Origin of the sequence: Mycolicibacterium celeriflavum (assembly GCF_010731795.1) — a bacterium.
GTDB lineage: Bacteria > Actinomycetota > Actinomycetes > Mycobacteriales > Mycobacteriaceae > Mycobacterium > Mycobacterium celeriflavum.
Window position 1 is genome coordinate 4,988,090 of record NZ_AP022591.1, and the last position, 24,762, is coordinate 5,012,851.

General features: G+C 66.0%; 25 protein-coding genes and 3 pseudogenes. 13 read left to right on the top strand and 15 right to left on the bottom strand.

The window, feature by feature from the left end:
* Window positions 1–21 precede the first annotated feature (21 nt).
* From G6N18_RS24020 to G6N18_RS24060, 9 genes are all read left to right on the top strand, one after another.
* Window positions 22–474 carry a MarR family winged helix-turn-helix transcriptional regulator gene (locus G6N18_RS24020; protein ID WP_059101959.1) on the top strand — a complete coding sequence of 151 codons (453 nt, stop codon included), beginning with the start codon at window positions 22–24 and terminating at the stop codon, window positions 472–474.
* A gap of 66 nt (window positions 475–540) precedes the next feature.
* Complete coding sequence (locus G6N18_RS24025) at window positions 541–1,560, top strand: ferredoxin--NADP reductase (RefSeq protein ID WP_083006589.1); 1,020 nt, start codon at window positions 541–543, stop codon at window positions 1,558–1,560.
* Window positions 1,561–1,585: 25 nt separating this feature from the next.
* On the top strand, window positions 1,586–2,329 hold the full coding sequence (locus G6N18_RS24030) for an SDR family NAD(P)-dependent oxidoreductase (RefSeq protein WP_083006591.1): 744 nt from the start codon (window positions 1,586–1,588) through the stop codon (window positions 2,327–2,329).
* 30 nt (window positions 2,330–2,359) lie between these two features.
* Window positions 2,360–3,619: an aromatic ring-hydroxylating oxygenase subunit alpha gene (locus tag G6N18_RS24035; protein ID WP_083006593.1), complete on the top strand. Its 1,260-nt coding sequence runs from the start codon at window positions 2,360–2,362 to the stop codon at window positions 3,617–3,619.
* A 2-nt stretch (window positions 3,620–3,621) separates the two neighbouring features.
* On the top strand, window positions 3,622–3,957 hold the full coding sequence (locus tag G6N18_RS24040) for a hypothetical protein (protein ID WP_083006596.1): 336 nt from the start codon (window positions 3,622–3,624) through the stop codon (window positions 3,955–3,957).
* Between the two features lie 19 nt (window positions 3,958–3,976).
* Window positions 3,977–4,822 carry a TauD/TfdA dioxygenase family protein gene (locus tag G6N18_RS24045; RefSeq protein WP_083006598.1) on the top strand — a complete coding sequence of 282 codons (846 nt, stop codon included), beginning with the start codon at window positions 3,977–3,979 and terminating at the stop codon, window positions 4,820–4,822.
* A gap of 115 nt (window positions 4,823–4,937) precedes the next feature.
* Entirely contained in the window at window positions 4,938–6,236 is a 1,299-nt protein-coding gene (locus tag G6N18_RS24050; protein WP_083006601.1) for a cytochrome P450, read from the top strand.
* Window positions 6,233–6,424: a ferredoxin gene (locus tag G6N18_RS24055; protein ID WP_059101953.1), complete on the top strand. Its 192-nt coding sequence runs from the start codon at window positions 6,233–6,235 to the stop codon at window positions 6,422–6,424. Before G6N18_RS24050 ends, G6N18_RS24055 begins: the two co-directional genes overlap by 4 nt.
* Window positions 6,425–6,440: 16 nt before the next feature.
* A complete protein-coding gene (locus G6N18_RS24060) occupies window positions 6,441–6,728 on the top strand; it encodes a DUF1330 domain-containing protein (protein ID WP_059101952.1) in 288 nt (95 codons plus the stop codon).
* Window positions 6,729–6,815: 87 nt separating this feature from the next.
* On the opposite strand, the pseudogene G6N18_RS24065 reads toward G6N18_RS24060, so the two are convergent.
* From G6N18_RS24065 to G6N18_RS24115, 11 genes and pseudogenes are all read right to left on the bottom strand, one after another.
* Window positions 6,816–7,804 (bottom strand): annotated as a pseudogene (locus G6N18_RS24065) (IS481 family transposase).
* A 108-nt stretch (window positions 7,805–7,912) separates the two neighbouring features.
* Complete coding sequence (locus tag G6N18_RS24070; protein WP_083007445.1) at window positions 7,913–8,671, bottom strand: alpha/beta fold hydrolase; 759 nt, start codon at window positions 8,669–8,671, stop codon at window positions 7,913–7,915.
* Window positions 8,671–9,879 (bottom strand): cytochrome P450, encoded by a 1,209-nt coding sequence (locus G6N18_RS24075; protein WP_163689984.1) that lies wholly within the window; start codon window positions 9,877–9,879, stop codon window positions 8,671–8,673. The genes G6N18_RS24070 and G6N18_RS24075 overlap by 1 nt, the downstream gene beginning before the upstream one ends.
* On the bottom strand, window positions 9,876–10,076 hold the full coding sequence (locus G6N18_RS24080; RefSeq protein ID WP_067218878.1) for a ferredoxin: 201 nt from the start codon (window positions 10,074–10,076) through the stop codon (window positions 9,876–9,878). The genes G6N18_RS24075 and G6N18_RS24080 overlap by 4 nt, the downstream gene beginning before the upstream one ends.
* A gap of 25 nt (window positions 10,077–10,101) precedes the next feature.
* Entirely contained in the window at window positions 10,102–11,304 is a 1,203-nt protein-coding gene (locus tag G6N18_RS24085; RefSeq protein WP_067218874.1) for a cytochrome P450, read from the bottom strand.
* Window positions 11,305–11,417: 113 nt separating this feature from the next.
* The gene (locus tag G6N18_RS24090; protein ID WP_083006838.1) at window positions 11,418–12,209 is read right to left on the bottom strand and encodes an NAD(P)-dependent oxidoreductase; all 792 of its coding nucleotides are present in this window, start codon (window positions 12,207–12,209) and stop codon (window positions 11,418–11,420) included.
* Window positions 12,206–13,024, bottom strand: a complete 819-nt coding sequence (locus G6N18_RS24095; RefSeq protein ID WP_067218870.1) for an NAD(P)-dependent oxidoreductase — start codon at window positions 13,022–13,024, stop codon at window positions 12,206–12,208. The genes G6N18_RS24090 and G6N18_RS24095 overlap by 4 nt, the downstream gene beginning before the upstream one ends.
* Window positions 13,024–13,868, bottom strand: a pseudogene (locus tag G6N18_RS24100) (alpha/beta hydrolase). Before G6N18_RS24100 ends, G6N18_RS24095 begins: the two are co-directional and overlap by 1 nt.
* Window positions 13,869–14,032: 164 nt before the next feature.
* Window positions 14,033–15,676 (bottom strand): thiolase C-terminal domain-containing protein, encoded by a 1,644-nt coding sequence (locus G6N18_RS24105; RefSeq protein ID WP_083006842.1) that lies wholly within the window; start codon window positions 15,674–15,676, stop codon window positions 14,033–14,035.
* Window positions 15,673–15,987 (bottom strand): ferredoxin, encoded by a 315-nt coding sequence (locus G6N18_RS24110; protein WP_083006845.1) that lies wholly within the window; start codon window positions 15,985–15,987, stop codon window positions 15,673–15,675. Before G6N18_RS24110 ends, G6N18_RS24105 begins: the two co-directional genes overlap by 4 nt.
* Window positions 15,984–17,285, bottom strand: a complete 1,302-nt coding sequence (locus G6N18_RS24115; protein WP_083006847.1) for an NADH-ubiquinone oxidoreductase-F iron-sulfur binding region domain-containing protein — start codon at window positions 17,283–17,285, stop codon at window positions 15,984–15,986. The genes G6N18_RS24110 and G6N18_RS24115 overlap by 4 nt, the downstream gene beginning before the upstream one ends.
* Before the next feature lie 36 nt (window positions 17,286–17,321).
* On the opposite strand from G6N18_RS24115, the gene G6N18_RS24120 reads away from it, so the two are divergent.
* A complete protein-coding gene (locus G6N18_RS24120) occupies window positions 17,322–17,804 on the top strand; it encodes a hypothetical protein (RefSeq protein ID WP_083006850.1) in 483 nt (160 codons plus the stop codon).
* Between the two features lie 47 nt (window positions 17,805–17,851).
* Here G6N18_RS24120 and G6N18_RS24125 read toward each other — a convergent pair whose 3' ends face one another.
* The 4 genes from G6N18_RS24125 to G6N18_RS24140 form a co-directional block, all read right to left on the bottom strand.
* Window positions 17,852–18,760, bottom strand: coding sequence for an alpha/beta fold hydrolase (locus G6N18_RS24125; RefSeq protein ID WP_083006852.1), 909 nt, complete (start codon window positions 18,758–18,760; stop codon window positions 17,852–17,854).
* A 91-nt stretch (window positions 18,761–18,851) separates the two neighbouring features.
* The gene (locus tag G6N18_RS24130; protein ID WP_083006855.1) at window positions 18,852–19,244 is read right to left on the bottom strand and encodes a Rieske (2Fe-2S) protein; all 393 of its coding nucleotides are present in this window, start codon (window positions 19,242–19,244) and stop codon (window positions 18,852–18,854) included.
* Window position 19,245: 1 nt separating this feature from the next.
* Entirely contained in the window at window positions 19,246–20,388 is a 1,143-nt protein-coding gene (locus G6N18_RS24135; RefSeq protein WP_067218846.1) for an amidohydrolase family protein, read from the bottom strand.
* A gap of 37 nt (window positions 20,389–20,425) precedes the next feature.
* Window positions 20,426–21,520 (bottom strand): amidohydrolase family protein, encoded by a 1,095-nt coding sequence (locus G6N18_RS24140; protein WP_179962464.1) that lies wholly within the window; start codon window positions 21,518–21,520, stop codon window positions 20,426–20,428.
* A gap of 281 nt (window positions 21,521–21,801) precedes the next feature.
* On the opposite strand from G6N18_RS24140, the gene G6N18_RS24145 reads away from it, so the two are divergent.
* The 3 genes and pseudogenes from G6N18_RS24145 to G6N18_RS24155 all read left to right on the top strand — a co-directional run bounded on the left by G6N18_RS24145 (window position 21,802) and on the right by G6N18_RS24155 (window position 24,748).
* A complete protein-coding gene (locus tag G6N18_RS24145) occupies window positions 21,802–22,809 on the top strand; it encodes an acyl-CoA dehydrogenase family protein (protein ID WP_083006860.1) in 1,008 nt (335 codons plus the stop codon).
* Window positions 22,793–23,968 (top strand): acyl-CoA dehydrogenase family protein, encoded by a 1,176-nt coding sequence (locus G6N18_RS24150; protein ID WP_083006863.1) that lies wholly within the window; start codon window positions 22,793–22,795, stop codon window positions 23,966–23,968. Before G6N18_RS24145 ends, G6N18_RS24150 begins: the two co-directional genes overlap by 17 nt.
* A gap of 5 nt (window positions 23,969–23,973) precedes the next feature.
* Window positions 23,974–24,748 (top strand): annotated as a pseudogene (locus G6N18_RS24155) (enoyl-CoA hydratase/isomerase family protein).
* Window positions 24,749–24,762 lie beyond the last annotated feature (14 nt).

The window sequence follows — 24,762 nt, forward strand, 5'->3', positions numbered from 1 at the left end:
GAGACAAATCCGGAACTTGGTATGGAGCTCGGCGACAACATCCTGTGGCATCTCAAGCAGGCGTGGTACTTCTCGCTCACCGCGGTCAACGACGCGGTCAGCCAGCACGGGGTCAGCACCGCGCAGATCGGTGTGCTGCGCCAGCTGACCAACGAGCCGGGCCTCTCGGGTGCTGAGCTCGCGCGTCGGCTGCTGATCACGCCGCAAGGTGTGCAACTCGCGATGAAGGCGCTCGAGCAGCGCGGGTTCGTCGAGCGTAAACCCGATCCACAGCACGCGCGGATCTTGAAGGCCTACCTGACCGAGGAGGGGCGCAAGGTCGCCACCGCGGTCGTCAGCGACGCGATCGCCGCGCACGAGGCGGTGTTCGGCGTGCTCACCCCTGAAGAGCAGCAGACGTTGCGCGACCTGTTGGCGCGCGTTGTCGAGAAAGGCACCGGGCACACGCTGGTCGACGACCACATCGGTGACTAGCGGCTGCGCTGTTGGTATCAAGCTGCTGCTTGATACCAATCACAAGTACTTGATACTCTGTGGGTGATGTCGGAACAAGCCGTCGAATTCGCGCCACTGCGCATCAAGCGGGTGGTGCACGAAACCAGTGACGCGGTGTCGCTGGTGCTCGACGTGCCCGCCGATTGCTCGCAGCGGTTCCGGTACAAGGCCGGCCAGTTCCTGACCCTGCGGGTGAAGGTCGCCGGGGACGACCACCGGCGCTGCTACTCGATGTCGTCGTCGCCCCACAATGGCGAAGACCTGCAGATCACCGTCAAGCGAGACCCCGGGGGGTTGGTCTCCAACTATCTGAACGACACCGCATCCGCCGGCGACGAGATTCACGCCGCGCCACCGGAAGGCCGCTTCGTCCTGGGCGAGGCCGAACGCGACATCGTGGCCTTCGCGGGCGGCAGCGGTATCACCCCCATCTTCTCGCTGATCGGTTTCGCGCTGGTGAGAACCGACCGGCGCGTCAAGCTGTTCTACGCCAACCGAAGCCGGGACTCGGTGATCTTCGGCGAGTCGTTGAGCGCCCTCGCCGATGCCAACTCCGAGCGATTGGCGGTGACCCATCACTTCGACGAGGAGAGCGGGGTGGTCCAGCGCGCCGCGGTCGAGGCGTTCGTCGATTCCGGTCGCGAGATCGACTACTACATCTGCGGTCCCGGACCGTTCATGGACACCGTGGAAGCGACGCTTCTCGAGGCGGGGGTTCCGCGTGACCGGTTGCACCTCGAGCGGTTTGAGGTCGCGCCGGCGCCCGTAGACGTCGTCGAAGCCACCGAACAGACCGAGGAAGTGATCATCGAACTCGACCGCAAGACCATCACCGCTCCCTACCGGGCGGGTAACACGTTGCTGCAGACGGCCCGCATCGCGGGGTTGCGGGCGCCGTCGTCGTGCGAAACCGGTTCATGCGGAACGTGTATGGCGCGGATCGAATCGGGCAGCGCACGGATGCTGAACAACGATGCGCTCGATGACGACGAAGTCGCAGAGGGCTGGGTGCTGACGTGCCAGTCCCTGCCGACCAGCCGAACAGTCCACGTGATCTACGAGTAGGGGTGCAGAAGATGAGGCGAAGTCGATGACCCGGGTCGCGGTGGTGACGGGCGGCGCGTCGGGCATGGGGGAGGCGACCTGCCACGAGCTCGGCAGGCGGGGGCACAAGGTCGCGGTGCTCGATCTCAACGGCGATGCGGCGCAACGGGTCGCCGAAGATCTGCGCGCCCAAGGCGTCCCAGCGCTCGGCGTTGCGGCCGATGTCTGCGACCGCCAGGCGGTGGAGGAGGCCTTCGCCAAGGTACGAACCGAGTTGGGGCCGGTGCACATCCTGGTCACCAGCGCAGGTGCGGTGGACTTCGCGCCGTTCACCGAGATCACCGTGCAGGCTTGGCAACGGCTGGTCGATGTGAACCTCACCGGAACGTTTCACTGCTGCCAGGTGGCGGTGCCCGACATGCTCGAAGCGGGCTGGGGCCGCATCGTGATGATCTCGTCGTCGAGCGCCCAGCGCGGTTCACCCGGAATGGCCCATTACGCCGCGTCCAAGGGTGCGTTGCTGTCCCTGACCAGATCGCTTGCCCGCGAATACGGTCCGGCGGGCATCACGGTCAACAACATTCCACCGTCGGCCATCGAGACGCCGATGCAACACCAGTCTCAGGCCGCCGGCCACCTTCCGCCCAACGAGCAGATGGCGGCAAGCGTTCCGCTGGGACATCTCGGCACCGGTGAGGACATCGCCGCGGCCGTCGGGTTCCTGTGCTCAGAGGAGGCCGGCTTCATCACCGGTCAGACTCTGGGCGTCAACGGCGGATCGGTGATGTGATGAGAGTTCAACCACGACAGGGAGGTTCGCATGGCGAAGTGGCCTAAGCCGGCGGAGGGCAGCTGGACTGAGCACTATCCGGACCTGGGTACCGGGCCGATCTCGTTCCGCGATTCCATCTCCCCCGAGTTCTACGAACTCGAATGTGAAGCGGTTTTCAAGCGGGCCTGGCTCAATGTGGGCCGGGTGGAGGATGTGCCGCGGGTCGGCAGCTACTTCACCAAAGAGATCGACGCCGCGCGGACGTCGGTGATCGTCGTCAAGGGCAAGGACCAGCAGATCCGTGCTTTCTACAACGTCTGTCGGCACCGCGGGAACAAGCTGGTGTGGAACGACTTTCCCAACGAGGAGGTCAAGGGCACCTGTCGCCAGTTCACCTGCAAGTACCACGGGTGGCGCTACGACCTCAAGGGCGATCTCACCTTCGTCCAGCAGGAAGGGGAGTTCTTCGGCCTGGACACCTCGCAGTACGGGTTGAAGCCGGTGCACTGCGACGTGTGGAACGGCTTCATCTTCATCAACTTCGACCCCGAACCGCGACAGAGCCTTCGCGAGTTCCTCGGTCCGATGATCACCGCGCTCGACGACTACCCGTTCGACCTGATGACCGAACGCTACGAATTCGAAGCGCACAACAACAGCAACTGGAAGATTTTCGCCGACGCGTTCCAGGAGTACTACCACGTGCCGTCGCTGCACTCGCAACAGGTGCCCAGTGCGGTGCGGCAACCGAATGCGACGTTCGAGTGCGGGCATTTTCAGATCGACGGCCCGCATCGCCTGGTGTCCACGGCCGGCACCCGACGGTGGCTGCTCGATCCCGAGTACATGTACCCGGTCGAAAGGGTCACGCGCAGTGGGCTCGTCGGCCCATGGCGGACCCCGGAGACCCACCAGTCTGCCGGTCTGAACCCGGGCGGAATCGAACCGTGGGGCATCTCCAACTTCCAGATCTTTCCGAATCTGGAGATCCTCATCTACCACGGCTGGTACCTGCTGTACCGGTACTGGCCGACGTCGCACAACACGCACAAGTTCGAGGCGTACAACGCTTTTCACCCAGCGCGCAATGTGCGCGAGCGCATCGAACATGAGGTCGCCTCGGTGGTGCTCAAGGAGTTCGCGCTGCAGGACGCCGGGATGCTCGGCGGAACGCAGGCGGCGTTGGAGTACGACGTGGTCGACGACTATCCGCTGTCCGATCAGGAGATCCTGGTGCGTCATCTACACCACGAAGCGGTCAAATGGGTCGAGGAGTACAAGGCCGAGCGCGCTCCGGTGGGGGTGTGACCATGGCCGAGGCCAAACTGCCCAGCGCGTTCGCCGAGTTCGAGCAGTTCGCCGAGAAGTGGTGTCTGGCAACCGAACCCGAACGGTGGGAAGCGCGTATGTCGACGCCGATGCCGGAGATCCGGGAGTTCTACGACGCGTTCTCGCCCCGCTTCGAGGAGGCGATCGACTACTGCGACAAGTTCCCGCTCGACGATGTTCCCGACGACGCGCTGAATCTGTTGCACCTCATCTACTCGATGATCATGGTCTCGATGGCCGTCGAGATCTTCGGTACCCAGAAACCCGCCGACTCCGCTGACGCCGTGATGAACCGCGTCAGCGCGCCGGTGCCGTGACGGACAGGACGAAACGACCATGACTGTGCTGATGATCAACAAGCTCACGGCATCCGTCGGCGCCGAGGTGCTCGGGCTGGATTCCGACGCCCTGGCAGGAGACGACGCGCTCGGCGCCGCCATCCTTGACGCGCTGGAAGACAACGGCGTGCTCGTGTTTCCGGGTCTCGGCCTGACACCCGAGGCGCAGGTGGCGTTCTGCCGGCGACTCGGCGAGATCGACCATTCGTCCGACGGTCACCATCCGGTTGCGGGCATCTATCCGGTGACGCTCGACAAATCGAAGAACTCGTCCGCGGCTTACCTGCGGGCCACCTTCGACTGGCACATCGACGGTTGCACGCCGACCAACGGCGAGTGCCCGCAGAAGGCGACTGTGCTTTCCGCCAAGCAGGTGGCCGAGAGCGGCGGTGAGACGGAGTTCGCCAACTCCTATGCGGCCTACGAGGCGTTCAGCGACGAGGAGAAGGAACGCTTCGGAGCGCTGCGGGTGGTTCATTCGCTCGAGGCGTCGCAGCGTCGCGTCACGCCGGATCCATCGCCGGAGCTGGTGGCCAGGTGGCGTTCGCGACCCACCCACGAGCATCCGCTGGTGTGGACGCACCGCAGCGGTCGCAAATCGCTGGTGCTGGGTGCTTCGGCGGACTACGTCGTCGGCATGGATCTCGACGATGGTAGGGCGCTGCTTGCCGACCTGCTCGACCGTGCCACCCGGCCGGACCTGGTGTACAGCCACCGGTGGTCTGTCGGCGACACGGTCATCTGGGACAACAACGGTGTACTGCACCGCGCGGCGCCGTACGACCCTGATTCGCCGCGCGAGATGCTGCGCACGACGGTGCTCGGCGACGAGCCGATCCAATAACTGCTGAGCGGCTGCACAGCACCGGTCGTTGACGCTGGCAGTGCCGTATGGAAATCTGATACCCCGATATGAGAATCACGTTCTCTGCTGCTGAGATCGTTGAAACGGAGGGCCCATGACGGAGGACCTGACCTCGGTCGACTTCTTCCGGGACGGCCGTCTGACCGACGACCCGTACCCGTTCTACGCGGCACTTCGCGACAAGTGCCCGGTCAGCCGTGAGGACCACTACGGCGTGACGATGGTGACGGGTTGGCAGGAGGCCGTCGACGTCTACAACGACGCCGAGACGTTCTCGTCGTGCATCTCGGTGACGGGCCCGTTCCCCGGCTTTCCGGTCCCGCTCGACGGCTTGCGGGACGGTGACATCACCGAGTTGATCATCGAGCACCGCGACGAGATCCCGTTCAGCGACCAGTTGCCGACGCTGGACCCGCCGACGCACACCAATCACCGCGCCCTGCTGATGCGGCTGATCACGCCCAAGCGCCTCAAGGAGAACGAGGACGCGATGTGGGCGCTGGCCGACGACATCCTCGATGAGTTCCTGGCTCCGGGTGAGGGCGAGTTCATCAAAGGCTTCGCCGGGCCGTTCACGTTGCGCGTCATCGCCGATCTGCTCGGCGTCCCCGACGAGGACCGCCCCGAGCTGCTCGAGCGGCTCGCCCGCGGCACCCACGGCGGCGGGCTCGGCAACGCCGAGAAGACGCTCACCAAGACGCCACTGGAATACCTCTACGAGGTGTTCGCCGAGTACGTCGAGGATCGTCGTCGTGAGCCACGTGAGGACGTGCTGACCGGGCTGGCGACGGCCACGTTCCCCGACGGGACGATGCCCGAGGTGGCCGACGTCGTGCGCGTGGCGACCAACGTGTTCTCCGCCGGGCAGGAGACCACGGTGCGGCTGTTGTCGACGGCGCTGAAGGTGATGGGCGACAACCCCGATATCCAACGCAAGTTGCGCGAGGACCGCAGCCTGCTGCCGAATTTCATCGAGGAGTGCCTGCGCATCGAAAGCCCGGTCAAGGGGGACTTCCGGCTGTCGCGGGTCCCGACGAACATCGGCGAGCAGGCGCTCGGCGCGGGCTGCACGGTGATGGTGATCAACGGGGCCGCCAACCGCGACCCGCGCCGCTTCGAAGATCCCGACACGTTCGATCCCGAGCGCAAGAACGCCCGTCAGCATCTGGCGTTCGGCCGCGGCATCCACAGCTGTCCCGGTGCGCCGCTGGCCCGCGCCGAAACGCGTGTCGGGCTGGAGCGACTGCTGGACCGCACGACCGACATCCGGATCAGCGAAAAGCATCACGGCCCTGCCGGTTCGCGTCGTTACTCCTACATTCCGACGTACATCTTGCGTGGTCTGACCGAGCTGCATCTGGAGTTCGATCTCGTCGACGGTGATGGCCGATGAAGGTCACCGTCGACGAAGACCGCTGCGCGGGGCACGGCATGTGCCTGACGTTGTGTCCCGAGGTGTTCGAGATGACCGACGACGGCTGGGCGGTCGCCGATCCCGGCGACGTGCCTGTCGGCCTGGAGGATGCCGCGCGCGACGCCATCCAGAACTGTCCCGAGCAAGCGATCCGCGAAATCGACTGACCACGAAGGAGTTTCAGTGCCCAAGGCGTACATCCTCATCACCGAGGACGTGAAGGACCCAGCTGGCATGGCCGAGTACGCCAAGCTGGCGGGCAAGGCGATGGCCGGCTCCACGCTGCTGTCGTTCGACCAGAAGCCCGAGTTGCTCGAGGGCGAGTGGCACGGCACGCAGACCGTGTTGCTGGAGTTCGAGTCGGAAGAGGCGGCCCGCGAGTGGTACAACTCCGACACCTATCAGGAGGCCGCCAAGTTACGGCAGGCCGCCGCCGACTGCAACGGCGTCATCCTGCACGGCCTCGGCTGATACCTTTCCCCAAACCGACGTATTGGCGGAAAAGTACGAGCAAAAACCGCCAAAACGTCGGTCTCGGCGCAGCGGTGATCCGCTGCGCTAGTTGTACTGACCTGAGAGGTTAGGTATGCGGGTGGCGGGTGGTTGGCCGCCGAGTGCGGTGTGGCCGCGGTGATGATTGTAGGTGTGTAGCCATCTGGGGAACTCTTCGCAGCGTTCGGCGTCGCTGCGGTAGAGGCGGGCGTAGGCCCATTCATCGGCCAGGGTGCGGTGGAAGCGCTCGACCTTTCCGTTGGTCTGCGGCCGGTAGGGGCGGGTGCGGCGATGTTCGATCTCGCCGAGGGCATCCCGGAAGGTGTGCGACCGGTAGCATGATCCGTTGTCTGTTAACACTTTTCGTACTGTGAAGCCGCACTGGTTGAACCAGGCGTTCGCGCGTTGCCAGAACGCCGCGGCGGTTTCCTTGCGCTCATCTGTGAGTAGCTCGCTGTAGGCCAGGCGAGAGTGCGCATCGATGGCGGTGTGCAGGAAGTGATAGCCGCGCAGCGGATGGCGATACTTGCTGAGTTGCCCCGAGGTCTTGTCAGCCTGCGAGTGGCGATTGCCCACAGTCCGCCCGAGCATGCGCCAGCCGCCACCGGCGGGGATCTTGCCCAGCTTCTTGACATCGATGTGCACCAGATCGCCAGGGCGAGCCGACTCCATCCGGCGGATCACCCGTCCGGTCGGCCGGTCGAGCCACCGCAACTTGGCCGGTCGTAGCGAGTCAGCACCCGATGCACGGTGGAGGGATGGATACCCAGCAGGTAACCGATGCGCGCTGGTCCCCAGCGGCGCAGCACCCGGACCTTGATGATGCGCCGCTCGGTACGTGTCGGTGTCTGGTTGGGGCTGCGATGCGGGCGCGAACTGCGATCAACCATGCCAGCCGGCCCCTGCTCGCGGTACCGACGAACCCAACGCTGCACGGTAGTCACCGCGACCTGGAATCGCTCAGCGGCGCGTCGATACGACCAGCCGTCGTCGACCACGCAACGGGCCAGGCGCAGACGACCGGTTTCTGATAAAGGGGCATTACTGTGGGACACGAAGACCTCCGAGATGAGTTGGTGCGTTTCTTAGCAGCTCGCACTTCACTCGGAGGTCTTCGTCATGTCACCTCGCCACGCCGTACCTAACGTCCGTGGTCAGTACAGCTAGTGGGGCACCAGGGGGCCGGTCGGTTTTGTCGTGGTCGCGTGCACCAGTAGCTCGGCCAGCTCACGCGGCTTGCTGAGGAACGGCGAGTGTGACGCTTCGATGGCCAACTGCTCGACGCCGAGGCGGCGCGTCACGGTATTGGCCAGCCAGCGCGGCATCGACCGGTCCTGCAGGCAGCGGATGAAGCTGCGGGGCAGATCCGCGGCCCAGAATGAGGGCACCGACACCGGCGTCACCGTGGTGTCGCCGAACCGCTCCGGACCGAGGCGCTCGAACGCCCAGCGCGCGGTGGCCTCGTCGCAGTCGTGGTAGAAGTACTGCCACGCGCCGTCGAAATCCGCGAACCACATGGCACCGTCGTCGTCGAACTTCAGATAGCTCAACATCTCTCCGACGTCGGCATCGAACTCGCCGTCCTCTGAGTCCCGCATCGCCATCGCCTCGGGATAGGTGCGGCCCTCGCGGGGCAGCGCCGCCGCCAAATAGACGATGTGGCCGACCAGATCGGGGCGGGCGTCGGCGGCCAGGGTGGCATCGAACCCGCCGCCGGAGTGTCCGACGAGCACGTCACCGGGTTGCATCACCGACACGATCGCGTCGCGGCGATTCGCCAGTGTCGACTCCTGTTCGATGCGCTCTCCGTGGCCCGGCAGGTCGACGGCCACCGCCTCGTGGCCCAGGTCCTGCAACTCGGCGATCGTGCGTTCCCAGCACCAGGCGGCGTGAAAACCGCCGTGCACGAGGACGAATCGCATCAGTGCAGCACTCGCACCGGGACGTGTGACCAGCCCGCGACATTCGTCATCGCCACCCGCTTGCATTCATCCCATACCACCTCGTAGCGGGGCATGAAGTCCAGCAGTCGGTCCAACGCGATCGCGCTCTCCATCCGGGCCAGTGCCGCGCCCAGACAGCTGTGCACTCCATAGCCGAAGCCAAGATTCTGCGCCTCGCTGCGGTCACGGTCGATGTCGAACGTGTCGGCGTCGGTGAAGGCCTCCTGATCACGATTGGCTGAACCACCAAGCAGGAACACCGGTTTGCCCTTGGGAATGGTGACGCCGTGCAGGTGCACCTCTCGCATTGAGCGACGCACGTTGTACTGGTTCGGCGCCTCATAACGCAGCAGCTCTTCCACCGCCGCTGGGATCTTGCTGCGGTCATCGAGCAGCTTCTCCCACTGGTCGGGGAACCGCGCGAACATCACCGCCGCGTTGCCGACCAGCTTGGTGACGGTCTCCGCTCCCGCTCCACCCAAAAGGGTCGCGAATCCGGCGATCTCGACATCATCCAGCTGCCTCTTCTCGCCGTTCTCGAACTGAACTTCCGCGGCGATCAGCCGGCTGAACATGTCGTCTCGGGGCTCGGCCCTCCGTTCTTGAATGATGTTGTAGTAGAGCCCCATCAATTCCGCAACGGCTTGCTTGCCCTCCTCGGACATTTCGACTTGGCCGGGTTCACGACGCAGCGAAATGTCGCCCCATTCCCGAACCTTCTGCCGGTATTCCTCCGGCACACCGAGCATCTGGCTGATCACTTCGACCGGAAACAAGGCGGCGAAATCTTGCACCACGTCGAAGCGATCCGGGCTTGCCTTGGAGATGAAGCGGTCGATCGTCTCGGTCACCATCGGCCGCATCGCCTCGATTGCCCGTGGCGTGAAGACCTTGTTGACCAGGCTGCGCATCTGCCGGTGTTCGGGCGGATCCATGATGATGATCATCTCCACGGGAACCGGCTCATCGGACTTCACCATCGCCAGGTCGAGGCCATACGCCGAGGAGTAGGTCTCGAAGTCCTTGAATGCCGCCGCCACGTCCTCGTGCCGGGATAGCGCGTAGAAGTCGTATTCCTCGCTGTAGTACACCGGCGCTTCCTCGCGCATGCGCCGGTAGATCTCATACGGACCGTTGAAGAACTCTTCGGAGAACGGGTCGAAAATCACCTTGCTGGAGGTGGTCATGCGTCTTCGATCGAGATCGCCTGCCGAGGGCACTGGCGCACGGCTTCCCGTACCTGCTGCTCGTTCTCCGGCGTCACTTCTTCCTGTAGTACATGAAGGTAGTCCTGGTCATCGAGGTCGAACACCTCGGGGATGATGCCCATGCACACCCCGTTGCTTTCGCAGAGCCCGAAGTCGACGACGATCTTCTGAGTCACAGAAGCGCCCTCCTCACCCAAGCGATCACTTCAACACTTTCACCGGGACGTGGTGGTATCCGGCGACGTTCTGCATGTGCACGCGTTGCAGGCCGTCGAAATCGACCTCGAAGCGCGGCATGAAATCGAGCAGGTGCTCGAGCGCGATGCTGGTCTCCAACCGGGCCAGCGCTGCGCCGAGGCAACTGTGGATGCCGTAGCCCAGGCCCAGGTTCTGCGCTTGCGTGCGGTCGCGGGTGATGTCGAACGTCTCGCCGTCGTCGAAGGCGCGGGGGTCACGGTTGGCCGCCGCTTTCATCAGGAACACCGGCTTGTTGGCGGGAATCGTGCCGCCCGGCACTTCGGCTTCCTTCAACGTGTAGCGCACGTTGTACTGCACCGGACCCACATAGCGCAGCAACTCCTCGACGGCGGCGGGTAGCAGGCTGCGGTCGTCGAGCAACATCTGCCACTGCTCGGGATGCCGCGCGAACTCGACCACGGCACTGCCGACCAACTTGGTGACGGTCTCGGCGCCCGCGCCGCCCAGTAGCGCGACGAAGCCGGTGATCTCGATGTCGTCGAGCTTGCGCATTTCGCCGTTCTCGCCCGGGATCTCGGCGGCGATCAGGCGGCTGATCATGTCGTCCTGGGGGTCGTGCCGGCGCTCCTGCACCAGGCCGAAGTAGTAGACCCCCGCGTCCATGTTGGCCTGCATGTTCTCTTCAGAAAGGTCGACCTGTCCGGGTTTGACCTCCAGGCCCTTGTCGATCCAGTGCCGCACCTGCTGGCGGAACTCCTCGGGCACCCCTGCCATCCGGGTGATCACCTCGACGGGAAACGGGCCGGAGAAATCCTGCACCACATCGAAGTTGTCCGGATCCACCTTGGACAGGTAGTGCTCGACGAGTTCGACGACCGTGTCGCGTTGCGACTGGATCGCCCGAGGGGTGAACGCCTTGTTGAGCAGGCTGCGCATGAAGCGGTGTTCGGGCGGATCCATGAAGATGATGGATTTCTGGAACCCCTTGCCGGACTTGATCATGTTCAGGTGGCACCCGCGGGTGGAAGAGAACGACTCGTGGTCCTTGAGTGCCGCCGCCACGTCCGCATGCCGGGTCAGCGCGTAGAAGTCCTGCTCCTCGTCGTAGTAGATCGGCGTCTCGTCGCGCATCCGCCGGTAGATCTCATACGGGTCGTCGAAGTACTCCTGCGAATACGGGTCGAACACCAGTTTCGGCTTGGTCATGATCTCCTCTTTCGCGGCGGGCTAGTGACCGCTTTCCGTTACGCGAGGGCGCAATTGTGTAACGTCAATAGTATGCCCCACGGGAAGGGTTTGAGTAGAGCGAATCGCTGTGTTCATAGTCGAATTCCGGCATTGATGACGTCATCGAGCAGGCCCAGCTCGCTGCCCAGCTCAGCCGCCGTTTTGCGGACGACGTCGACGTCCTTGCCGATGAACTCGCCGACATCGGCGACGAACCCGGCGACCGATCCGCGAGCGGAGATGAACTCCCCGACGCGGCTTGCCCCGCTGCCATGGGACACCGATGCCAGCAGCTTGGCCTCGTCCACGCCGAGGGAGGCGCCCAGCGACACCGCTTCGGTGAGCAAACCGATCTGTGCGGCGAACAAGGCGTTGTTGATCAGCTTGACCGCCTGGCCTGCGCCGAGCGGGCCGACATGCAGGATCGGGTCGCCGTAGGCGCTCACCACGGGTTGCACCCGCGCGACCGCCTCGTCGGAGCCGCCGACGAACAGGGTCACCTCGCCGGCGGCGATGTTGTGCGGCCCGCCGCTGACCGGCGCGTCGACGACCTCGACATCTCCGAACTGCTCGGCGATGGTCCGTGCGGTGGCGGGGTTTCCGGTCGTGTGGATGACGAGCGAGGCCCGCGGTTTCATCGCCGCCACCAACCCGTCGCGCAGGCAGATCTGCTGCACCTGCTCGTCGGTGAAGACGCACACGATCACCACGTCGGCGTCCGCGGCATCGGTCACGGTGCCGACCGGACGCGCGCCGAGATCGCGCACCGCAGCGCGCTTGTCGTCGGTCCTGCCGACGGCTACGACCTCATGACCGGATGCGACGAGGCGGCGCACCATCGGGGCGCCCATCCGACCCGCCCCGACGAACCCGACGCGTGTCATCGCGGGTGATCCATCGACTCCAGGGCGGTGTCGGCCACGGTGAACACCGAACCCTCCGGCGCCGAGGCGCTCGCGGCGATGTTGGCCGCGTGCCGAACGTCCTTCTGCAGCAGCGCTCCTGCGATCGGGGCGAGACCCTCCACGGTGCCGCCGAACATGGAGATGCTGCCGAGCGCTTTGCTGGTGGCCGATCCGCCATTGAGGACCTCGGCGAGGCGCATCCGCGGGATGCCCAGCGACTCACCCAGATCCAAAGTGCTCAATGCGGCACCGAGGTTCGCCGTGAACAACAGGTTGTTGAGGATCTTGGTGACCTGTCCGCTGCCCAGCGGACCGAGGTGGACGATCGGGTCGGCATAGGTGGCGAACACCGGACGGCAGCGTTCGACGACCTCATCCTCCCCACCGACCATGACCAGCAGCTTGCCCTCCTCTACGGCGGGCGCGCCGCCACTGACCGGCGCATCGATGACCGAAACCCCCTGTTCGGCAGCGGCCTTCGAGATCTCCCGGCAGGTGTCGGGATGTACGGTGCTGTGAATGGCGACGATGCCGCCGGGGGCCAGACCGGCGAGCACACCGGACTCGCCGTTGAGGACCTCGCGGACGTCGTCGTCCCCGACCACGCACAGGCAGACCAGATCGCTGGCGGCGCCGAGTTCGGCGGGTGAACTCGCCGTCTTCGCGGGGGTGTCTTTGTAGGGTTCCAAGCTGGCCTCTCGGCGGGCCCACAGTGTCGTCTCGAAACCGCCTTCGGCGATTCGGCGTGCCATGGGACCGCCCTGACTGCCCAGCCCGATGAATCCGACGCGCATCAACCCGCCTCCAACTTCGTTTCTGCGCTCAAGTGCGCGACTACACATTCCTCGACGAACGACAAGACCTTCAGGTGATATGCCGCAGCGCTGACCGACAGCGACGTGTTGTGTCCGGCGTTGCGTTGTTCGTCGAGAACGAACGCCGGTGCGGCCGTGAAGATCGCGGCGATGTCGGCCAGCGCGTCGGGATCGGTGCGCCACACCCGTTCGTGCTCGGCGACGATGAACTGCACCGGGACTTCCACCTGCGCCGCGAGCGCGGGAAGTCGTGTCGCGGCCAGGTTTTTGTCATCTCCGCTTCGTACTGCGCGCCACCGGAGGAGTTGGTCATGCCGGAGAGCACCTCGGGCGGATAGAATTGCGCGGGCTGCCACAGCAGTTCCCGTAACCCGACCGGTCGCCGGGTGGCCGTCGCGGTCTTCATCATCTCGGCGGCCTGATCGCCGTACCGCAGGCCGGTGCCGGCCAGGCTGAGCCCGAGAATGCCTGCGTCGACGGCGTTTTCATCTGCGGCCATCCGGACCGCCAGCTCGCAGCCGGCCGAGTGGCCGAGCAGGAACAGCCCGGCGCCGCGCGAACCGTCGGCGAGGACTTTCTCGACGGCGCCGTACGCCAGCGCGACGCGTTGGTCCGGTTCTTGCATCGCGTCCGGATACGGCGCCGAACTGCCGTAGCCCGGTCGGTCCAGCGCGACCACGGTGAATCCGAGTGCGGCGCCGACGCGTAGCAGCGACAGCCGCGGATGGCCAGGGCAGTCGAAATACGCTGCGGTGCTGGCCCCGCCGTGGAAGGCGACGATGACGGCCCTCGGTTCGTCGACGGCGGCGACAAGCCCCGACATCGGTACACCGTCGACGAGGACGACGCGAGGCCGGGGAGCCGCACCGGCGGCGACATCAGGCCGGGGAGCCGCACCGACGGCGACATCAGGCCGGGGAGCCGCACCGGCGGCGACATCAGGCCGGGGAGCCGCACCGGCGGCGACATCAGGCCGCGGACTCACACTCACGAGTCGGTCCGCATCAGGATCGCCCCGCTGGGTGTCAGTCCGCCGCTGCTGACCACGGCGACGCGCGCATCCTCGACCTGTCGGTCGCCGGCGTCGCCGCGCAACTGTGTGACCGCCTCGTGGATCAGGCCCATGCCGTGGGTGCGGCCGTGGGACAGCTGACCGCCGTGGGTGTTCAACGGGATCACGCCGTCGCGGGCGATCGCCTGACCACCGTCGAGGAAGTCCTTGGCCTCGCCGATGCCGCAGAAGCCGAGTGCTTCCAACCAGGACAGGCAGTTGAATGAGAAGCCATCGTACAGCTCGGCGACGTCGACGTCGCTGGGCCGCAGGGAGGTTCGCGTCCACAGGTGCGCCGCCTGGCCGAGCACCTGGGGCTCGTGGGTGAGCGTGCTCTGGTCCCAGTCCGTGCGCTCGACGATCTGCGTGCCGACGGCTTCGAAGAGCACGGGTTCACGCGGCATGTCCTTGGCGGCATCGACGGCCGAAACGATCACCGCGACCGCGCCGTCGCATGGCACGTCGCAGTCGTAGAGCCCGAACGGCGTGGTGATCATCCGAGCGCCCAGGTAGTCATCCATGCCCATCGGATCGCGGTAGATGGCAGTCGGGTTCAGCGCTGCATTCGCGCGCTGGTTCAACGCGATCCAGCCGAGAGTCTCCCGCGTGGTGCCGTACCGGTCGAAGTGCCGCTGCGCGTTCAGGGCGAGCGTGTGCGCCGCCGACATCGCGCCGAACGGCATCTGCCAGCTCGACGTGCGGGCACCACCGGGTGGTGCGGCCTTGCCTTCTTTCATCAGCTGCTGGAAAGTGGCTTCCCACAACGTCCGAAAGCACAGCACGTGACGGGCCATGCCGGTGGCGATCGCCATCATCGCGGCGATCACCGACCCGCCCGGACCGAACGTGTCCATGCCACCGTTGATCCACGCCGGACGGATTCCCAGCGCGCCCTCGAGCGCGGAGACGCCGCCCTCGCCCATGCCCGCGATGTCCAGGCCCGGATAGGTGGAGAGTCCGTCGATGTCGTCGAAGGACAGCCCCGCGTCCGCGACGGCCGCCTCGCACGCCTCGATCGTCAGCGACAACGGCGGCACCATCAGTCGGCGGCCGATCCGGGAGGCGCCGATGCCGGTGACCGCGGAGTGTTCCTCGAACCGGTGCGTGGTCAGCGGGGTGCTGACGTGCTTGGCGAAATCCTGCGGTGCGATCTCGTCCTCGGGAAGCGGGCCGGTCTGCTTGTCCGCGCTCGGCCGAAACACCGGCAGGAAGACATCTTCGAGCTTCTCGAACTGAACCTCGACGAGTTGGCCGAGTTCGAGATCGTCGGGATCGCAGTCGACGATGTTGGTGGTCAACCGAACTCGCGGATCCTCGATGACGGCGACCTGAGCCACCACATACGGCGGCGGGAGGTCGGGGAAGCCGAACCGGTGGTTGACCGTGAAGGCCGACAGGGTGGCCTTGCCGGACACGTCGCGCACACCCATGTTGTGACTGCGGCAGTACCGGCACACCGGCTGCGGCGGGTGGATCAGCGCCGCACAGTCGCGGCACTCCTGGATGCGCAGCACGTTGTCAGCACCTGCGGTCCAGAAGAACTCGTTGAGAACCGTGAGTTCCGGTAGCGGTCGAGTCACCGAACGAATCCCGAGATCGCTTCGTTGCTGTCGCCGGCCGTCGGATCGGGCTCGGAGGACTCGCGCGGTTCTTCGCGCACTTTGTTGTCGTCTGACGGCCGGTGTTCACCCATGTAGATGATCGCGTGGACGGGACAGTCGAACAGGGCCCGCATCACCGCGTCGCGGTCATTCTCCGGCACCGTTCCGTCGCCGATCAGCGACGCGTAACCCCAGTCGTCGAGCGAGAAGTACTCCGGCGCGTGCTTGGCGCAGATCCCGAAGCCGTCGCACAGCGTCCGGTCGAGCCGAATCCGCAAGCCATCACTCATGATTGGGCCACCGCCTCCACTTCGTAGGGTCGGACTGCTTCGAAGGCGCCGGCGCGGCAGGTCTGGCAGTCGTTGGCCAGATGGCGGGCGATTGCCTGCGGGAACTGGTGCAGCAGGCTGGCGGCGATGTTGGTGGCGCCGTCGAGAGTGCCGCAGGCGCCGCGACCGCGCAACACCACCGACCACCGTTGAAGGCGCGCGACGTCGTCGTCGGTCGCCACCCCGTCGCGTAGTGCGGAGGCGACCGCGCTCATGGCGGCGGTGCCGTTGAAGCAGCTTCCGCACTGGCCGGCGTTCTCGCGGTCGAAGTAGGCCATCACCGACGCGGCGACGGCCACCGGGCAGTCGTCGGTCAGGATGGAAATGGCCCCGCATCCGAGGCCACTGCCCAGGCGGCGCATCGCTTCGTGGTCGAGCGTCGCGTCGAGGATGTCGGTGTTGAGCAGGCCGGCGAAGTAGCCGCCCATCAACGCGCCGGTGACGACCTCTTTGTCGAGTCCGTGCAGCTGCAGCAGCTCGGAAAATGCTGCGCCGTGCGGGATCTCGTAGAGCGTGGCCGGTCGAGCACCACCGGTGATGGTGGCGAGGAACGTTCCGGGCGACATCGGCGTGCCCACCGACCGGAACGCCTGCGCGCCGTGCTCGTGGATGAACGGCAGGTTGGCCAACGTCTCGACGTTGCTGACCATCGTCGGCAGCCCGGACACCCCCTCCTCGAAGGGCCGCGGCGGCTTGTCGGTGGGCTTGGCCTGCCCGCCGTTGATGCGCCGCACCGCCGCGGTCTCCTCACCGGCGACATATCCCGGTTCGACCGTCACGACGTTGACTTCGGTGCCGCCGAACGTGTCCGGTGGAAGTTGGCTCAGCGCGGTGCTCACCGCGCCGGCCGCGGGGGCGTCGGAGACGTACACGTAGGCGCGCCCGGCTCCGGCGACGGCCGCGGCCAGGCGTAGCCCGTCGAGAACCAGGTACGGGCGGTGGCGCAGCAGCCAGCGGTCTTTGATCGACGCCGGCTCGCCCTCTTCGCCGTTCGCGACGACGACCGTGTCCGAGCCGCGTTGGTGTGCGTCGCGCACGGAGCGCAGTTTGGTGCCGATGGGAAAAGCCGCGCCGCCGCGACCCAGCAGTCCGGACAGGTCCACTTGCTCGGCCAGCGCCTCGGCGTCGGACAGCGGCTGGTAGCCACCGGCCTGCGCGTAGTCGGCGTAGTCCTCGGGGCCCGAGCCCGCTGGGCGCAGCAGACGCGGCGTGCAGTCCGGCCACGCGGTGACGGTGAGTTCGGTGGCGGTGGAGGTCATGAAGCGTCCTTGTGATCCGCGGATAGGCTGACGGCCATGAGGACTGCGGTGGTGCGCGTCGGCGTCGACCGTGCCGGCGAACTCGATTCTGCGCAGCTCGACGAGGGTGCGGCCCGCCTGCGTGAGCTGGCCGGTGCGGCAGGCATCGAACTGGTCGAGAACAAGCTGTCCGGTCTGCCCGCCCAACGCCGCGAGGTCGAACTGCTGATCGAAGGCGACGATCCCGACACGCTCACGCGTACCGCGCTCGACCTGTGCGCTCGAGCCTTTGGCGCGTTCGGCACCACACCGGTACCCGGCGTGGTGACGTTCATCAGTCGCGGCACCGACGCCGATGCGCAAGGCGTGCTCGCCGGATTGGGACTGGCCGGTGACATCGAACGGGTGCCGGGCGACGACGGCTGGGACGTCGTACACGTGACGCTGCGCAAGGCCGACCTCGAGCGCGTGCCCGAGAGCCGCGTCCACACCGCGCTCGAGGCGTCACTGAATTGCGAGGTTCGCATCCGCACGGTCTGAACCGGCGTGTGGGCCCACGCCAGCGGGGGGAACGTTCGCCCGCTCATCTAGCTGTCCAGGAACTTCAGGATCGCGGGCGCTGCCTGCACCCACGTGTCGAACATGTTGAATCGCTTGACCTTTCCGGAGGCGCGAGCCTCACCTGCGCGCTCCCAAGCGTCCTCGGGCCACGGCGGGTCAATGAGCTCGGAGCCCTTGATCAGGCAGCTCACCTCGAGCGAGGTCCGCTTCGGATGGTCGAGGTCGTTCTCACCGCCGCGGATGATCAGCGTGGGAACCTTGATGTTGTCGAACATTTCGTCCTCGACGCCGGGGATCGTCTGGCCGGGTTTGGGTACGAACGCGTTGAGCCACCGCAGCATCAGCTTGAGGAACTCGTCGGGATCCTGTGCGAGGATACGGTCCCGGTTGGCCGGATTCTCGGCGATGCGTTGTTTCCATTCGTCAACGGCGGCAACCGCCTTCATGCCGGCGCCACGCACCGCGAGGATGCTCGGCACGATGTAGTACGAACCCAGCACGAATGAGCCGTACACGCCGCCGACGATGTTCCACACCACGAGCTTCCGGACGATCTCGGGATGCAGCATCGCGGTCAGCATCGAGTCGCGGGCGCCGCCCGACCCGCCGGCGATGACGCACGGGCCGATGTCGAGGCGGGTGATCAACGCGTGCAGCGTGTCGGCGCGCATGTGCGATTCGCTCTGCCCGTAGAACTGAACGTCGGACTTGCCGCAGTTGGGCCGGTCCCACAGCAGCACGCGGTAGCCGCCCTTGACCAGCTCTTGCGCCAACGGCCGCAGCCCCTCGATGTCCTTGCTGAATCGACCGCCCGGGGTAAGCGCGATGAAATCGCCTTCCTTGCCGAGGATCTCGTAGACGACGTTGCCGCCGTTGATCTCGATCGTCTTCTCGCCGCGTTTGAGCTTGGGGCCGGCGGACTCGGTCGTGGTCATGATCCGCCTCCGCGACGGTGCGCAAACTGACGATTTTTGGCGGCGTGTCGTGTGCAAACACGCACGGTCGCGCTGATGATGGGGCGCCTGCTCATGCCTGCACCAGCACCTCGTTGCCGACCACCCGGACCGGGTAGGTGCGGACGCTCCACTCGGGCTTGACCGCGGTGGTGCCGGTGGCCAGTTCGAAACCCCATTGGTGCCACGGGCAGTAGATGTACTCCAGGTCGCGGACCATCACCGCGTCGCCGGGCACGCTGTCGTCGACGACGGTGCGCCCCCGGGCGCGGCCAGAACACAGCGGACCGCCTTCGTGCGGGCAGTAGTTCGCGATCGCGTAGAACGTGCCGTTGACGTTGTACACACCGACGCCGTGGCGTCCGATCGGCACCAATTTGTGCTTGCCTGGCGGGATTTCGTCGACGGTGGCGACGACGTGCTCACGCCCCTGGGCCAGCCGGGGCGTCTTCTGCTGCTCGTCCAACTCAGAACACCCGAACCTGGCCCTCGAGGGCCGGAACCGTCTCGGGAAGGTGATACGTGGCGATGCCGTTGCGGAACATCACGGCCTCGCGGGCGTGCTCGGGCAGGTGCTTGACCAGCCAGCGGGGATCGTCGAACGTCCAATGCGGATAGTCGCTGCTGTAGAGCAGGATCTTCTCGCACTCCATCCACTCGAACGCACGCGACAACTCGGTCTTGTCCTCGGGGTAGTCCAGCGGTTGGGTGGTGAACTTGATGTGGTCCTTGACGTACTCCGAGGGCTTGCGCTTGATGTCCAGCCACGATTTGCGGGCCTCGTAAATCGCGTCCATCCGCCACATCAGCGGCAGAATCCACGAGAAGGCGTGCTCCACCAACACGATTCGCAGTGTCGGGAACCGGTCGAACAGACCGTCGAACACCATGCTCATCACCTGGTTCGCGGCCAGCAGCGAGTAGGTGACCATGAAATCGTGGTTGTAGCTGGGGAATCCGACCGGCGGGATCGGCAGCTCTTCGTGATGGCTGCGCGACAGGTGACAGCTCACCGTGATGTCGTGCTTGGTGGCGGCCTCCCAGATCGGGTTGTACTTCGGATCACCCCATGCCGGGCGGGGTTCGGCTTTGATCAGCACCTGGCCCATGTACGGATGCCCGGCCCAGCGCTCGATCTCGCGTGCCGAGTCCTCGGGCGCCTCGATCGCCACACAGACCGATCCCCGCCAGCGCTCATGCCAGTTGTTGTGGCTGTCCAGCCAGTGGTTGGCCTGCCAGTCGTTGAGCGCGACGCTCATCGCGTGGTTGACCTCCGGGAACCGCGCCGGATAGGCGGCGGGTTCGAGGATCGCGATGTCGGCCCCGGCCTCCATGATCAGCTGCTTGAACGCAAGGGCCGGGTCGCTGCCGGCGAAGTTGCCGTCCGACGGGAACGTGTCGACGCGCATCGCATAGGCATGCGCGTAATCCGGCGCGTCGTAGTAGATCTGATCGCCGACCTTGCGCGTCAGGAAGTACTTGCTGCGCCATGGCTCCGGGATGTACGGCGTCAACTCGCCCGCTCTCGGCGTCGGGTGCACATCGGAATCGACGCAGCGCACCGCGACGCGCTCGGCCGCCGGCTTCCGCTCTGTCACTGTCACGGTCATCGTGGCTCCCTGCCTTCCAACTGCTTCCCAAGCCCTATCACTGTGCGCTCATCGACGCGCCGACGTCTATGCCGTACAGCTCCGCGGCGTTGCGCCAGCAGAGCTTCTCGCGCTGTTCGTCGGAGTACGCGGCGGGCACCTTCAGGTCGTTGAGCTGCCAGTGGGGATAGCTCGACCCGTACATCACCATGTCGTCCTTGCCGGTGAAACTCAGCCATTCCCCGGCATAGTCCACGTCGCCGGGGCCGTCCATCGCACCCTGCACGAAATACGTGTGGCCCGGCAGATAATCGCTTGGCATCCGCGGCGCCCACGGCGTCTGCTCGAGGTGCGGTCGGCCGAAGCAGTCCATCCGCCACATGAACGGCGTCATCATGTCGGCCGCCCCGTCGGCCCAGACGAACTTCAATGTCGGCATCCTTTCGAATACCCCTTCGACGATGAGATTCATCAGGTGGTACAGGTAATTCAGCGCCATGAAGCTGACGTAGTTCTCGTAGGTCCTCGGCACTCCGGACGGTGTCGGTGCGTACTGGACGCCGGCCCCCACCTCGATGTGCACCGCAACGGGCAGGTTCGCTTCCACTGCGGCCTCCCACAGCGGCCAGTACTGCGGCTTGCCGTACAGCTCGCGGGACTGCAGCGGGACAGCGATCTGCACCACCCGCGGATGATCGGCGTACTTGGCGATCTCCCGCAGGGCGCCGGTGATGTCGTCGGGGTTGACGCGGATGGTGCCGCGGAACCGGTCGGCGTACGGATTGTCGTCGAGCCAACGCGTGACCATCAGCTCGTTGTGTGCCGCCGCGATCGCGGTGCCGAGATGGCGATCCGGCATGACGCCGCGCGTCATCGGGTGCAGGACAGCGACATCGACGCCACGTTCGGAGAACAGCTGCCGACCGACGAAGTCCGGGTCCGACCCCGGATACATGCGGTCGCGCTCGGTTTCGGGTGCGTACTCGCCACCGGGCGCGCCGTACCAGTCCATCTCGTAGTCGGGGAAGCCGCGGCTCTTGAACGGCTCGCGCATGAAGCTGCGCAGGTCTTTGTTCGACTTGCTGAAGATGTGCACGCTGGCGTCGATGAGCGGCGTGTCGACGGGCGTCGAACTCCCGTCCGGGTGTTGCATCACCAAGGCTGTCCTCCGATGTCATCCGGCGGTCGGCGGCGCCGGAGGGCGCCGCGCGAAACACCGAACACCTCCAGTGTAAAGCGTTGTTCTTCAATCGCAAGAATCCAGTTCTCAACGAATCGCTTACTTTTGCGCAGGTCAGGGTGCGCGCTGGTCAAGTGCACGACACACTACCTCCGAAACGGGGTAGTCAAATCGGGAGAACGATTACGACGTCACAGGAGAATGTTATTCTCGCCGGGACGCGCTGCACATCTCTGAGGTCCCCGGGAGGCTTGGTGTTACTGGAGTTCGACGCCGATCAGCGACTCTGGCAGGAGACCGTGCGCGACGCGGTCACCAAGCAGTGCCCGGCCTCGCTGGTGCGCGGTATCGCCGAGAACGGGGTCGACCCGACACCGCTCTGGAAGACCTACGTCGACGCCGGCTGGACCGAGTTGGCCGATCCGGAGAACGCGGTCGAACTGGCGATCGTGCTCGAGGAGCTGGGCCGGGCCACCGACCCGACACCGTTCCTGGCGACCCTGACGCAGTTCGCGCCGCTGGCCGGTGACCGTTTTGATCCCCAACAGGCAGGCACGGCGGTGTACGACGGCGTGGCCGCGCACCGGGTCGAAGACGGCTGGGTGCTCAACGGCACGGCCCGGCACGTCCTCGACGGCGACCGCGCCGAGCGGTTCGCCGTCGTGACCGAGGCCGGCGTGTTCGTCGTCGACGCCGACAAGGCCACCTCACGCCGCAGCCCCGTCTTCGATCCGGTGTTGCACATCGCCGAGGCGTCGTTCGTCGACGCCCGGGTGCCCGACACGGACCGGGTGCGGGTGGACGCCGAACGGGCCCGCCACGTCGCGCTGACCGGGATGGCCATCACCACGGTCGGCGCGTGCCAACGCATCCTTGACCTGGTGCTCGAACACGCCAAGCAGCGCCAGCAATTCGGCGTCGCGATCGGTTCGTTTCAGGCGGTCCAACACAAGGCGGTCGACATGCACGTCGCGACCGAACGTGCGCGGGCACTGTCGTACTTCGCGGCGCTGACGATCGCGGCCGACGATCCGCGTCGCCGGCTGGCGGCGGCGATGGCCAAGGCGTCGGCGGGGGAGGCGCAGGCGCTGGTGTTCCGGCACGGCCTTCAGCTGTTCGGCGCCATGGGTTTCACGTGGGAGAACGACCTTCAGTTCGCGCTGAAGCGAGCCAAGGCCGGCGAGCTGTTGCTCGGCGGCGCCGCGGAGCATCGCGCGGTGATCGCGGAGGAGTACAGGAGTAACGGTGCAGCTGACCTTTGATTCCGACGTCGAGGAGTTCCGCGCCGAGTTCGCGGCCTTTCTCGACGAGCACCTGCCGTCCGAGGCGCAGACGTTGGAGCGGCCGCGGTCGGTTTCGCACATGCCGCAGTGGGCACGCGACTGGCAGCGCCTGCTGTTCGACAACGGCTGGCTGCTGCCCGCGCAGCCCCCGGAGTTCGGCGGGCGCAACGCGACCGTCGTGCAGCAGTTCGTCCATCTCGACGAACTGTGCCGTCGGCGCATCTATCACAGCTTCAACCCGCAAGGCGTCAACATCATTGCGGCATCGTTGATTTCGTTCGGTTCGGAGGAGCAGAAGCACCGTTGGGCGGTGCCGGTGCTCAAGGCCGAGATCACCGCGTCGCTGGGGATGAGCGAACCGAGCGCAGGCTCCGACCTGGCCTCGTTACGCACCCGAGCGGTCCTGGATGGTGACCACTTCGTCGTCAACGGCCAGAAGGTGTGGACCTCGGGCGCGCACGACGCCGACTTCCTGTTGACCTTCGTGCGCACCGACCCCGATGCGCCCAAACACAAAGGCATCAGCGCGCTCATCATCGGTACGGACACACCGGGTGTGGTGTGCCGTCCGTTCGCCGACATGACGGGACAGGACAACCTCGACTTCAACGAGGTGTTCTTCACCGACGCCCGCGTCCCCGCCGAGAATCTGGTCGGACCGCTCAACGGCGGTTGGGGTGTCGCCAACGGTTCGCTCGGCCACGAACGCACGATGATGTGGCTCGGGTTCGCCGACCGGATCGACAACATGATCGCCGACTTCCGGCCGCGCACCGAACTGCAGCGCGACCAATACGCCACCACGATCATGGACTATCAGGCGTTGCGGGCGATGGGCTCGGCGGCGCTGGCGCGCGCCGCGCGCGGCGAGATGGACACCGCCTCGGTGTCGGTGCTGAAACTGTTCGGCTCCGAAGCCGAACGTCAGGCCATGGAGAACGCATTGGCGGCCGCGGGCGCCGACGGGCTGGTGCACCCGTCGACCTCCGGGCCCTACGAGCACATGAACCTCGACCACTACTTCGCGAGCTGGTTCGAGCGCTACGCCCGCAGTTTCGGCGGCACCATCGCCGGCGGTACGTCGGAGATCCAGCGCAACATCATCGCCACCCAGGTGCTCGGGTTGCCACGGCGCTGACGACGGTGACCGAGACGCTCGATATCGACCGGTCGAAACCCGGCGTCGTTGTCGTGCAACTGAATCGGCCCAACCAGCTCAACGCGATCAACGAGGCCATGCGCGACGAGCTCGTGTGGACGCTCGACCAGATCGCCGCGGACACGTCAGTGCATTCGGTGGTGCTGACCGGTGCCGGGCGCGGGTTCTGCTCCGGTATCGACGTGCGGAGTTTCGGCCCCACGGCGCCGGATGCGTCGGCGCCCGCGATCGAGCGGATGCGCTTTCAGGAGGCCATGGCCGCGCTGCCGCAGGCGATCCGGGCGCTGCCGCAGCCGGTCGTCGCGGCGGTGAACGGCCCGTGTGTCGGCGCGGGGCTGGCGTTGTGCCTGGCCGCCGATATCCGCATCTGTTCGACCGCAGCGACATTCGGCAACGCCGCGATCCTGCTCGGCCTGTCCGGCGCCGAAATGGGCATGAGTTATCACCTGCCCAGGATCGTCGGGACCAGCGTCGCGGCCGACTGGATGTTGACCGGCCGCACCGTGTCCGCCGAGGAAGCCGACCGCCGCGGCCTGGTCAGCGCGCTCGTCGAACCGGACCGGCTGATCGAGCGGGCGGTCGAGTTGGCCACGACGATTGCGGGCCTCGGCGCTGGGCGTGCAGTTGACCAAGCGGGCCCTGCAGGCCAACACCGACGCACCGCTGGACGCCGCGCTCGAACTGGAGAACCGCAACCAGGTGCTCAGCCATGCGACCGACGAGGCGGCGCAGCGGCGGCGCAAGTGGTCGGACACCTGAGGCACGAAAGGACG